Raw genomic sequence first — 14,296 nt, 5'->3', positions numbered from 1 at the left:
TCCACCATAGGCCATCACAATATCCGCAACGCTGGCGTCAAAACTCATGGAAGCAAATTGCAAAACCCGGCTATCCGGTTTAACACCTAAGCGTTCAATATGGTCGATTGCCAAATTTATTACGCCACGATGTTCCACCATCACCCCTTTGGGCACACCGGTGGTACCCGAGGTATAAATCACATAAGCCAGTTGTCTTGAATGCAGTGATAACACTTGAGGGTTGCTGTCCGGTTGTCCCCAATCAGTATCCGGTTCTAATACCGTCAACCCTTTCAGTGCATCCTGACCCAAAGCCGTACGCCCCATCGCATCCGCCACCACCATGACAGGAGTCGCATCACTTAAAATACCCCTCAAACGGTCACCCGAATACGCAGGATCCAGTGGAATATAAGCACCTCCGGCCTTCAATATAGCCAGCAACCCTATCATCATTGATGCAGAACGGGAGACACACAGCGCAACACGTTGCTCCGGTATCACCCCCTGTGCAATAAGCTCATGGGCCAACCGGTTTGCCCGTCGGTTCAGTTCAGCATAGCTCAGTGTCTCAGCCCCACACACAAGTGCTGTCGCATTCGGTGTCCTTTGCACCTGCTGTTCAAATAACTGATGAATGCACAACGAGTCAGGATAAGCTGTTTCAGTGGCATTCCAGTTTTCCAGCAATAGTCTGCGCTCTGCCGGTGCCAAAATATCGATTTCCCCAACAGGCTGTTGAGGATGGGCCACCATCGTTTGCAGTACCGTGTGCAAATACCCCACATAGCGTTCGATTGTTGGTTGATCAAACAGCGCCGTGGCATAACTCAATGCGCCCACAATCCTGCCATTCTCCTCCGTCAGTTCTAATTCCAGATCAAACTTGACTGCGTCAAAAACAGGATCAACAAGCGAGACAGCCAACCCGGGCAGTTCCCATTCCGGATCCTCATTGTTATGCCAGGCAAATATCACCTGGAACAACGGGGTATGCGCCAGTCTGCGCGGCGGCTGCACAATTTCCACCACCTGTTCAAACGGCAAGTCCTGATGCGCCTGCGCCGCCAAAGCGGTTTGCCGCACACGCGCCAGCAATTCAATGACATTCGGCGCACCCGATAAATCAATACGTAAAGCCAGCGTATTCACAAAGAAACCAATCAGCGGTTCTACTTCCTGGTGACTGCGGCCTGCACTCGGGGTGCCAATAACCAGATCCTCCTGACCTGACAGACGCGACAGGACCGTCGCCCAGGCGGACAACAGGGTCATAAATAACGTGACGCCTTGCTGTTCGCTCAGTTGCTTAAGAGAAGTCGTTAATTCCGCATCCAGATCGATGAGCATCACATCCCCGGCAAACGACTGCTCAAGAGGACGTGGCCGATCGGTTGGCAAATCCAGTAACACCGGCGCGTCAGCCAGCAGGGTACGCCAATAGTCCGATTGCGTCTGGACCTGTTCAGCCGACAACCACTGACGCTGCCAGGCGGCGTAATCAGGATATTGAATCGCCAGCGGGGGTAAAGGATCCGGTTGCCCGGTCAGAAAGGCCGTATAGAGCGTGTTCAGTTCACTTATCAACACGCCTACAGACCAGCCGTCTGACACAATGTGATGCTGGGTGAGTAGGAACCGGTATTCATCATCCGTGAGCCGGATAAGGCTGGCACGGATAAGCGGGCCATGACTGAGATCAAATGACGTACTGGCTTCCCCAATGCTCAGATGTTCAAGCCTGATTTCGGCATCCGGTATCCCACGCAGGTCATACTGAGACAACGGCAGCCCACTGTCCGCAGACAACAGTTGCACTTGTGGCTGACTATCAACGGAGACAGAAACGAAGACGGAACGTAACGCTTCATGACGAGCAAACAAGGTATCAAGCGCCTGCTGCCAGGCAACGATATCCAACTGACCACACAAGCGCAGTGCCATCGGGATATGATAAATATCACTAACCCCCTCAAACTGGGCAAGGAGCCACAAACGCTGTTGAGCGAATGATAACGGCAACGCCCCCTCGCGGGATATCGGCATAATGGCGGGTAATATCCTGCGCTGTGCATCAAACCGGGCACGCATGATCTCAGCAAAGGCCATTAAAGTGGGTGCTTCAAACAATGTGCTCAGTGGTAGTTCGATACCCAGCACGGCTATCCGGTTCATCATCCGTACCGCCAACAGCGAATGACCGCCCAACGCAAAGAAACTGTCATGCCGGCTGATCTGCTCAATCCCCAAAACTTCACACCAGATAGCCGCCAGCGCAATTTCAGCTTCCCCTTGCGGCGCTTCATAGACCTGACGAGCAAAGGCTTCATTGTCCGGTACCGGCAACGCTCGACGATCCAGCTTACCGTTCGGAGTCAATGGCAACACATCCAGCCTGACAAACGCTGACGGTATCATATACTCGGGTAACAGGGCCGACAGATACGAACGCAAATGTTGAGCAAGCTTTTCCTCAGCATCCGCTACGACATAGGCCACCAAGTGTTTATCCTCTCCTTTGCCATAAGTGACCACCAATGACTCCCGGACCGAAGGGTATTCGGTCAGCCGAGCTTCAATTTCACCCGGTTCAATCCGGAAACCGCGGATTTTGACCTGCTGGTCATTACGGCCAATAAATACCAAGTTGCCGTCTGGCAAGTAACGGACTAAATCCCCGGTTCGGTACATCCGGGCATCGGGTCTATCACTAAATGGGTCAGACAAGAAACGTTCAGCCGTCAATTCTGGCCGGTTCAGGTAGCCACGGGCGACAGCGACTCCCCCAATGTAAAGCTCACCAGCGACACCCATTGGGACAGGTTCCTCGTGGGGATCGAGAATATAGAGTTGGGTATTGGAAATTGGGCGACCAATCGGTACGTTATCAACAAAACGGCTCGGGTGATGGGTATCAAACACGGTACAACCCACGACGGTTTCGGTTGGGCCATACTCGTTGATGATGCGTGATCCAGGCGATAGTGTTCGCCAGAGTGCGACCGTGGAACTGGGCAACGTCTCTCCGCCCACAACAAAGCAATGCGCAGGGCATGTTCGACCCGCAGTTTTCAATTCCTGGCCCATTGCTGAAAGATGGCTGGGGGTAATTTTAACCAGAGCACCCGATTCCATTGACAACAGTGTGGGGAGCAGCTCAATCAGCTCCTGCCCATCACGGAGCAAGCGGATTTTACCACCACACAGTAAAGGCAGGTAAAGACTGGTGACCGTGGCATCAAAGGCTAACGGTGACGAAATGATACTATCGAATGGCCTTTCAGCCAGGTAATCACTCCGCGCCCATAGCAGATAGTTGCAGACACCACAATGTTCCAGTATCGCCCCTTTCGGTGTACCGGTTGAGCCGGAGGTGTAAATCACATACGCCAGATGTCGTGAAGTTAATGCGGGTATTTGTGGGTTGTCGTCCTGCGGGTGAAGCAATGCATTCGGGTCGAGTACGGTCAATTCTGCCAGTGCCTTCTCACCTAACGCCGCACGTCCGGCCTTATCCGCCAGTAAAATAGCTGGCGCGGCATCCGTCAGAATATACGCCAGACGCTCCCCCGGATAGGTTGGATCCAGCGGCACATAAGCGCCTCCGGCTTTCAACACCGCCAACAATCCCACCACCATTGCCGGAGAGCGGGCCACACAAATCGCCACCCATTGGTCGGGTACTACGCCTAGCGCAATCAGCTGATGGGCCAGCCGGTTGGCACGGGCATTTAATTCGGCATAACTGAGCGTCTGCTCCTGATACACCAGCGCCGTAGCCTGCGGAGTTCGCTCTGCCTGTTGCTCAAACAACTGATGAATACATAACGCGTCAGGATAGGGGGATTGCGTCGCGTTCCAGGTTTTCAGCAACAACGTGCGTTCCGTTTCCGGCAAGATGTTCAGCGCCCGTACCGGTGTCTCCGGTGCCTGCTCAAGCGCCTCCACCAAACTCTCCAGCGCCTGCTGCATATAACCGCATATCCTGTCCGGCTCAAACGGTTGTACTACCTGAGCCGTCAGACCCAAAGTGGTGCCCCCGTCTTCCACCGACAGCACAAAAGGATAGTTAGTGCTCTCCTGTCCACCCAGGAATTCAATCCCGTCCATCGTTTCATTCAGCGGATCCAACTGATCATTATGCCGGTAGTTCAACAGGGCACTAAAGAGAGGCGTACCGTTGGCAACTCCACTGCACTGCTGGGCCAGCACCAGTGAGGCATGCTCATGCGCCAGCAACCCGGCCAGCCGTAAATGGGCCGCCCGCACGCTGTCCTGTACCGGGGTCTCATCGATATCCAGGCGTAACGGCAGAGTGTTAATAAACAGCCCCATCCCATTGTCAGCCCCTTCTCCCGCCGTCATGCGCCCAAACAGCACGGTACCGAATACCACTTTCTCCTGCCCGCTGGTACGCGATAACACCTGTGCCCAGGCCAGATGACACAACGCCGCCAGACTGACACCCAAATGCCGGGCCTGATAGCGAAGACGGTTATTTAACCGGGTCGTCAGCATCCGGTGGGATACCGTCTCCTGAGATCCATCATGGTGCACGTCCGCCAGCCCAAACGGCAGCGTGGGTTCATCTACCTCCGCAAGCATGTCGGTAAAGAAGCGGGTATGTTCCTCCTGACTGATACCCAACCGGGCCTGCGCCACCAGATTGCGGAACGGCACCGGCGCAGGCAGACTATCCTCCTGAGCCGTAAGATACGCCTGTACTTCGCGATTCATCACATCCAGCGTGGTATGGTCGCCAATCAGGTGATGCTGCAATTCCAGTAAAAACCAGCGGCCATCGTTCTCCTGTGCCACCACAAAACGCAGCAACGGCGCCTGGCCCAAATCAATACGATAATGACGGGGATCAAAACGTTGTACCAGTTGATCACCCACCGGCCCATCAGCCGGGTCCAGCGTCAATTCAATGACCGACAACGGTGCCTGACGCCAAACCACCTGAGCCGGTACTGACAACCCTTTCCAGATAAAGGCGGTACGCAGAATATCGTGCCGATCAACCATCTGTTGTACCGCGCCCAAATAACGGTCCAGCAGAGGCCGGTTAGCAAAGGCCATCAGGTCAACTAACAAATAGGGATCACCTTCGTTTGCCAGTAAGTGGTGAAACAAAATACCGTCCTGCAACGGTGACAGGGCATAGATATCCTGAATATTGGTCATCCTGCCCGGCACCTGCTCAACAATACGGTCAATATCTGACTGAGTCAGATCAATTAGCGGCAACATCGCCGGTATCAGCGTCGTCGTCGCGGGTGTAATCACATTAGCCGGTACCCTTACCGCGTGATGCCGTCCCAACGTTTGCGCCAGTGCCGACAATACCGGCGACTGGAACAAATCACGCGCCGTCAGTGTCAGCTCCTGGTGACGCAGGCGTTCAATCATCCGCACAGCCAGCAGCGAGTGCCCTCCCAAGGCAAAAAAGCTGTCATGCCGGCTGATCTGTTCAATCCCCAGTAATTCACGCCAAACAGCTGCCAGAGCGATTTCCGTTTCGCCTTGCGGGGCCTCATAAACCTGACGGGCAACGGCTTCACCATCCGGCACCGGTAGCGCACGACGATCCAGTTTACCGTTCGGGGTCAATGGCAACGCCTCCAGACGCACAAAGGCTGACGGCACCATGTAGTCAGGTAAAATGGGACTCAGGTGAGCACGCAAGCTCACCGCCAGTCCCTCATCCGCAGGTGCCACCACATAGGCAACCAGCCGCTTATCCTGCCCATCACCCAATGCCAACACCGCAACCTCACGCACTGCCGGGTGTTCTGCCAACCGGGCCTCAATTTCACCCAGTTCAATGCGGAAACCGCGAATTTTGACCTGCTGATCGTTGCGGCCCAGGAATTCCAGATTGCCGTCCGGCAGGTAACGGGCCAAATCCCCGGTCCGGTACATGCGTGCATCCGGATTGTCACTAAAGGGATCGATCAGGAAACGTTCGGCGGTCAATTCAGGACGATTGAAATAACCCTGAGCAACCCCATCTCCGCCCACATAAATCTCACCGATTACACCTAACGGTACCGGCTGCTCATAAGCATCCAGCAGATAAACCCGGGTATTCGCTATCGGCCGGCCAATGGGGATCCGGCTCACACCCTGCGGTATCGCCGTAATAGGGTATATCGTGGCAAAGGTGGTTCCCTCACTTGGACCATAGGCCTGCAATAATTGTTGTGGCGGACGATTATCCAGAACTTGGGCAATCACCTGTAAATCAGGGATATCTCCACCGAAAATCAGGATTTTAATCTGCGGAAAAACCGGGGATAACTCTGCCGCCAGCCGGTTAAACAACCCGATGGTCAGCCACAGCACCGTGATGTGGTGAGCTTGTAAAGCCAGTACAAGCTCCTGTGGTGTCAATAACGTGGCATGGTCGATAACCACCAGCGCGCCACCGTTGAGCAACGGTGCCCAAACTTCAAATGTGCTGGCATCAAAAGCCGGATTCGCCGTAAAGGCCACCCGGTCATCCGGTCCGATTTCAGCATAGCCATTATTGATGACCAGCCGGACCACCGCACGGTGAGGCACTACCACCCCTTTGGGCATGCCCGTTGAACCGGAGGTATACATGATATACGCTGACCCGGTGCTGGAACGCGGTAAGTCAGGATTGATACGATCTTCCTCTCTGCTCGTATTATTTTCATCAGAGAGACAAAACAGCGGAACCGAGAGGCCGACCGGCGTATCAGATTGCGCATCAATAATCAGCAACTTAGCTGAACAATCATTAATCAGCCAATTTCTCCGTTCGTCCGGCACGCTGGGATCTATCGGAACGTAAACAGCACCGACCTTAAGGATAGCTAATTGGGCCACCACCAATTCCCTCGATCGTGCTAACAAAGTCGCCACATGTTCATTTGGGCAAACGCCTTGTTCGATCAGTTGACGAGCTAACCGGTTAGCGCGGGCATTTAATTCAGCGTAACTCAGCGTTTGATCTCCCACTACCAGCGCGATGGCCTCCGGGGTTTTCTCCACCTGTTGTTCAAACAATTGATGGATACATAACTCCCCAGGATACGTGGTTTCCGTCTCGTTCCACGTTTTTAACAGCAAAGTACGCTCCGCTTCCGGCAGGATTTCCAATGCCCGAACGGGCATTTCCGGTGCTTGCTCCAAGGCTTCCACCAGACTCTCCAGCGCCTGTTGCATATAACCGCATATCTTTTCCGGAGCAAACGGCTGTACTACCTGAGCAGTCAGCCCCAGGGATTCACCAAAATCCTCCACCGACAGCACAAACGGGTAGTTGGTCCGCTCCTGTCCGTCAATAAATTCAATACCGCTGATGAGTTCATTCGATGTTGCCGGCAAGGTGTTATGCCGATAGTTCAACAGGGCACTAAAGAGTGGAATGTCACCCTGCACACCACTGCACCGCTGGGCCAGCGCCAATGAAGCATGTTCATGCGACAGCAATCCGGCGAGTCGGGCATGAGCAGCATGCACGCTGTCCTGTACCGGGGACTCATCCATATCCAGCCGTAACGGCAGGGTATTAATAAACAACCCCATGCCACTGTCAGCGCCATCCCCCACCTGCATCCGTCCAAACAGCACGGTGCCGAACACCACGTTCTCCTGCCCGCTGGTACATGACAAAACCTGCGCCCAGGCCAGATGGCACAACGACGCCAGACTGACCCCTAAATACCGAGCCTGACGACGCAAACGGTCATTCAGTGTGCCGGTCAGCATCCGATGAGATTCCATCACCTGTGAGCCATCGTAGTGCACCTCTGTCAGCCCGAACGGCAGCGTAGGTTCATCCACCGCCGCCAGCATCTCGGTAAAGAAGCAGGTATGTTCCTCCTGACTGACGCCCAACCGGGCCTGAGCCACCAAATTACGGAACGGTGCCGGCACCGGTAGTCTCTCCTCCTGACCGGTAAGATACGCCTGTACTTCGCGGTTCATCACTTCCATCGTTTCATGGTCACCAATCAAGTGATGCTGCAATTCCAATAAGAACCAGCGACCGTCAGTTTCCTGAGCGATGACAAAATGCATTAGTGGGGCCTGACTCAGGTCGAGACGATGATGGCCCGGATCAAAACGCCGGGTTAACTGGTCAATGACCGGACCATCAGCCGGATCCAGCGTCAGTTCAGTCACTGGCAATTGCGCCTGACGCCAAACTACCTGTGCCGGGACTGACAATCCTTGCCAAATAAAAGAAGTACGCAAGATGTCATGGCGATCAACCACCTGTTGCACCGCCGCCAGATAATGGTCCAGCAGAGCACGGTTAGCGAAGACCACTGGATAGAGCAACAGATACGGGTCACCTTCCTGCTCTAGCAAGTAATGGAACAGAATACCGTCCTGTAACGGCGACAGGGCATAGATATCCTGAATATTCGCCACTCCACCCGGCACCTGCCCGACAATGTGATCAATCTCAGCCTGAGTCAGATCAATCAGCGGCAACATTGCCGGTGTTAACGCCGTGGTGGCCGGCGTAATCACATTAGCCGGCACCTTCACCACCCGGTGTCGTCCCAATGTTTGCGCCAGTGCCGACAGCACCGGCGACTGGAACAAATCACGCGCTGCCAGTGTCAATCCCAAATGACGCAGGCGTTCAATCATCCGCACCGCAAGCAATGAATGGCCGCCCAGGGCAAAGAAGCTGTCATGTCGGCTGACCTGCTCAATGCCCAGTAATTCACGCCAAATGGCCGCCAGAGCGATCTCAGCCTCCCCTTGCGGGGCTTCATAGACCTGCCGGGCAAATGCCGCCTCCCCCGGTGCCGGTAATGCCCGGCGATCCAGCTTGCCATTCGGGGTCTGTGGGAAGGACTCCAGACGCACAAAAGCCGCCGGGACCATATAGTCGGGTAAAACGGCGCTCAGGTGTTCGCGCAAAAGGGTCGTCAATCCCGTTTGCTCCTCTGCGGCCACATAGGCGACCAATCGTTTACCCTGCCCATCATCCAGTGCCAGTACCGCCGCCTCTTGCACCGCCGGGTGTTCCACCAGTCGGGTTTCAATTTCCCCCAGTTCAACCCGGAAACCACGGATTTTCACTTGTTGGTCGTTACGGCCCAGGAATTCCAGATCGCCATCCGGCAGATAGCGGGCCAAATCCCCGGTACGATACATCCGGGCACCGGATACCGGACTAAAAGGATCCGGCATAAAACGTTCTCTGCTCAGTTCCGGCTGGTTAAGATAACCGCGCGCTACCCCGACGCCGCCAATATACATTTCGCCAACACAGCCTGCGGGTACCGGTTGACCATATTTATCCAACAGGTAGATACGGGCATTTTTAGCCGGACGGCCGATAGAACGGGCATCTTCCAGGGATAGAACGTCCTTATAAGTCACCGTCACGACATTTTCAGTCGGGCCATAACCGTTCAATAGCCGGGGCCGGTGGCCTTCCAGCCTGAACCAGTCCTGAATGGCATTCTTTTTGACTGCTTCACCGCCAATAATGATGAGCCGGAGGCAATCCGGCAGCGGTAACCCGCTATCTCTGGCCGCCAGTTCAGACCAGAACAGGGTCGGCAGTGACATCACCGTAATACCATGTTGCCGGGTTAAGGCAATAAATTCCGGCACCGACGCCAGCCAACTGTCATCCCGCATCACCAATGTGGCCCCATTGCATAATGACGAGAAAAAATCTTCCACTGAAACATCAAAGGCAAACGCGGCAAATTGCAACACCCGGTCTTGTGCGGTGACAGCATAGGTGTCATTAAAGCCCAGATAACGTTGATAAATCGCCTGATGTTCTACCATCACCCCTTTCGGCTGCCCGGTTGAACCGGAGGTGTAAATCACATACGCCAGATGCTCAGGCGTCAATGCCGGGACTTGCGGGTTACTGTCCGGCTGGTCTGGCAAAATATTCGGATCCAGCACCGTCAGCCCGGCCAACGCCTCTTTACCCAACACTGACCAGCCGGTCGTATCAGCCAAGACCACCGACGGTGCCGTATCATTCAGGATATACGCCAGACGCTCACCCGGATAGGTTGAATCTAACGGCACATAAGCACCGCCAGCTTTCAGCACGGCTAACAATGCCACCACCATCGCCGGGGACCGCGTCACGCAAATCGCCACCGGCTGGTCGGGTACCACACCCAGCGCCATCAATTGGTGGGCCAGGCGGTTGGCGCGGGCATTTAATTCCGCATAACTGAGCGCCTGCTCTTGATACACCAGTGCCGTCGCCTGCGGGATTTGCTCTGCCTGCTGTTCAAACAACTGATGAATACATAATGCCTCAGGATAGGAAGTTTCCGTGGCATTCCAGGTTTCCATCAACAGTGTGCGCTCTGCTTCCGGCAACATGTTCAAGGCCCGTACCGGGGTCTCCGGAGCCTGCTCAAGGGCCTCCACCAGACTTTCCAGCGCTTGCTGCATATAATCGCATAGTCTTTCCGGATCAAATGGTTGTACCACATTAGCGGTCAGCCCCAACGTGGTGCCCCCATCCTCCACCGACAGCCCAAAGGGGTAGTTAGTGCGCTCCTGTTCACCCAGGAATTCAATCCCGGCCATCGTTTCATCCAGCGGATCCAGCTGCTCATTATGCCGGTAGTTCAACAGGGCGCTAAAGAGAGGCGTACCACTGGCAACCCCGCTGCACCGCTGGGCCAACGCCAGTGAGGCATGTTCATGGGCCAATAATCCGGCCAGTCGCAGATGCACCGCCTGCACGCTGTCCCGTACCGGGGACTCATCAATATCCAGCCGTAACGGCAGGGTATTGATAAACAACCCCATGCCATTACCAGCACCTTCACCTGCCCCCATACGCCCAAACAGTACCGTGCCGAACACGACTTTCTCCTGCCCGCTGGTACGCGAAACTACTTGCGCCCAGGCCAGATGACACAACGCCGCCAAACTGACACCCAAACGCCGGGCCTGATGGCGCAGACGGTCATTCAATCCGCTGGGCAACATCCGGTAGAATTCCACCTCCTGAGATCCATCTCGATGCACCTCCGCCAGCCCAAACGGTAATGTGGGCTCATCCACTTCCGCCAGCATGTCAGTAAAGAAGCGGGTATGCGAAGCCTGACTTACCCCCAACCGGGCCTCCGCCACCAGATTGCGGAACGGCACTGGCTCAGGCAGGCTGTCCTCCTGCCCGGCAAAATAGGCCTGAACTTCGTGTTTCATCACTTCCATCGTTTCATGGTCGCCGATCAAGTGATGCTGCAATTCCAGTAAAAACCAGCGGCCATCGGTTTCCTGCGCGATAATAAAATGCAGTAGCGGGGCCTGACTCAAATCAAGACGATACCGGCCCGGATCAAAACGCCGGGTTAACTGGTCAATAACTGGGCCATCAGCCGGGTCCAGCGTCAGTTCCGTCACCGGCAAGGTCGCCTGACGCCAGACCACCTGCGCCGGCCCTGACAATCCTTGCCAAAGAAAAGCAGTGCGCAGGATGTCATGGCGATCAACCACCTGTTGCATTGCCGCCAGATAGCGGTCCAGCAGAGTGCGGTTAGCAAAAGCCACCGGATAGAGCACCAGATACGGGTCGCCTTCGTTCTCCAGCAAATGATGAAACAAAATACCGTCCTGCAACGGCGACAACGCATAGATATCCTGAATATTGGCTATCCCACCCGGCACCTGGCCGACGATGTGGTCAATGTCAGGCTGAGTCAAATCAATCAGCGGTAACATTGCCGGTGTCAACGCCGTGGTGGCCGGTGTAATGATATTCGGTGGTACTATCACGGCCTGATGCCGTCCCAACGTTTGGGCCAGGTCTGACAGCACCGGCGACTGGAACAGATCACGCGCCGCCAGTGTCAATCCCAGGCTACGCAAGCGTTCAATCATCTGCACGCCGAGCAGTGAATGACCGCCCAACGCAAAGAAGCTGTCATGTCGGCTGATCTGCTCAATGCCCAGTAACTCACGCCAGAGAGCCGCAATGGCGATCTCTGCCTCCCCTTCTGGGGCTTCATAAATCTGCCGGGCAAAATCGTCTTCCCTCGGCTCAGGCAACGCCCGGCGATCCAGCTTGCCATTCGGGGTCTGCGGGAAGGTCTCCAGGCGCACAAAGGCTGCCGGTACCATATAATCAGGCAAAATAGCACTCAGGTGTGCACGCAAATCAGACGCCAATCCCTCATTCACTGCCGCCACCACATAGGCAACCAAACGTTTGCCCTGCCCACCATCCAGCGACAGCACCACCGCTTCTTGCACTGCCGGGTGTTCCAGCAACCGGGTTTCAATTTCCCCCAGCTCAATACGGAAGCCGCGGATTTTCACCTGCTCGTCATTACGGCCCAGAAATTCCAGGTCACCATCCGGCAGGTAGCGGGCCAAATCCCCGGAGCGATACATCCGCGCACCGGCTACCGGACTAAAAGGATCCGGTATAAAACGCTCTGCGCTCAGTTCTGGCCGGTTAAGATAACCGCGCGCCACCCCAACGCCGCCAATGTACATTTCACCCACACAGCCTAAGGGTACCGGTTGACCATATTGGTCCAACAAGTAGATGCGGGCATTTTTAGCCGGCCGGCCAATAGAATGGGCATCTTCCGGGGATAACACGTCCTTATAAGTCACCGTCACGACATTTTCCGTCGGACCATAACCGTTCAACAGCCGGGGCCGATGGCCTTCCTGCCTGAACCAGTCCTGAACGGCGCTCTTTTTGATAGCCTCACCGCCAGTAATAATGAGCCGGAGGCAATCCGGCAGCGGTAACCCCGTATTTCTGGCCGCCAGTTCAGACCAGAACAGAGTCGGCAACGACACCACCGTAATACGATATTGTCGAGTTAAGGCAACAAATTCTGGTATCGACGCCAGCCAGCTATCATCCCGGATAACCAGTGTGGCACCGTTGCATAATGATGAGAAGAAATCTTCCACTGAAACATCAAACGCAAACGCGGCAAATTGCAATACCCGGTCTTGTGCGGTGACGGCGTAGGTGTCATTAAAACCCAGATAACGTTGATAAATCGCCTGATGTTCCACCATCACCCCTTTCGGCTGTCCGGTGGAGCCGGAGGTGTAAATCACATACGCCAGATGCTGTGGCGTTAACGCCGGGATCTGCGGATTGCTGCTGGGCTGGTCAAGTTGGATATTCGGATCAAGTACCGTCACGCCTACCAGCGCCTGTTCGCCCAGCGCCGCCCGGCCAGCTTCATCAACCAGTACCACTGACGGGGCACTATCACTCAGAATATACGCCAGACGTTCCCGCGGATAAGTTGAATCCAGCGGCACATAAGCCCCGCCGGCTTTCAGTACCCCCAGCAAAGCCACCACCATTGCCGGTGAGCGTGCCACGCAAATCGCCACCCGCTGGTCAGGCTCCACGCCCAGCGCCATCAGTTGATGAGCCAGCCGGTTAGCACGGGTATTCAATTCCGCATAACTGAGGGTCTGTTCTTGATATTCCAACGCTGTGGCGTGCGGGGCTTGTGCTACCTGTTGCTCAAACAGCTGATGGATACATAACGGGTCAGGATAAGGGGCTTCCGTGGCATTCCAGGTCTCCAGCAGTAACGTACGTTCAGCCTCCGGTAACACATTAAGCTGCCCGACGGGAATTTCATCTCCCCTCTTTTTTGACAATGCCAGCACCTGTAAGTGTTCACCCATCCGCTGAACCACTTCCTCGCTCAGACGGTTTGCATCATATATCCAGCGAAAACTGCCCTGTGCATTCACCTGGAGCGTCAGCAATTCACCGGATATCTTCTGATCACACGGTTTATCATCCTGTATCACCGAGACGGCGATCTGCCACGGCCAGCGGGTTGTCAGCGCCGGGATAGCCTGCAATGAAGGAAAGCGAATAAGGCGATCATGACTCAATGTCTGGTGCCGCATCAACTGGACAAGCTCGTTATCAATCCAGTCAGCTACCGACCTCCACAGCTTATCAAACTCCACCTCAACGACCATAGGCACCAGATCTGCTGATTTACCATTTACTTTATCCACGCACCAGCCGATTTGGAATTCGGTCTGCTGAGTCAGGCGCGCAAGATAGATCACAAATGTCTGCAACAGTGTCCGTAATGGGTCTTCTTCTCCGTTTCCTGGCAACGGGGAGTGCCAAAGACTCATTGTCCATCTGGGCTTCGCTTGCTCCCCAACCGTCTCGAAAGGTAACTGGAGCGGTTGCAAAGCGGCAAAGCGCTCATACCAGAATAATTCACCGGGTGTGAGTGCCTTGAGAATATTCTGTGTATTTTTGGTCTGTGATGAAGCGTCATTTGCACTGATTATGTTTTCTGATGTTTGAGAGAAG

At 54.9% G+C, this 14,296-nt stretch carries 1 protein-coding gene (running past one end of the window); it reads right to left on the bottom strand.

Annotated elements, in window-relative coordinates; genetic code table 11:
- Positions 1-14,296, bottom strand: part of the annotated coding region (locus PTE_RS04080; RefSeq protein WP_036843340.1) for a non-ribosomal peptide synthetase (this coding region is incomplete at its 5' end). 924 nt of the annotated region lie to the left of the window's left edge; 14,296 of its 15,220 annotated nt are in view.

The sequence above is a fragment of the Photorhabdus khanii NC19 genome (assembly GCF_000517265.1).
Taxonomy (GTDB): domain Bacteria; phylum Pseudomonadota; class Gammaproteobacteria; order Enterobacterales; family Enterobacteriaceae; genus Photorhabdus; species Photorhabdus khanii.
This window is presented reverse-complemented; position numbering and strand designations above follow the sequence as displayed.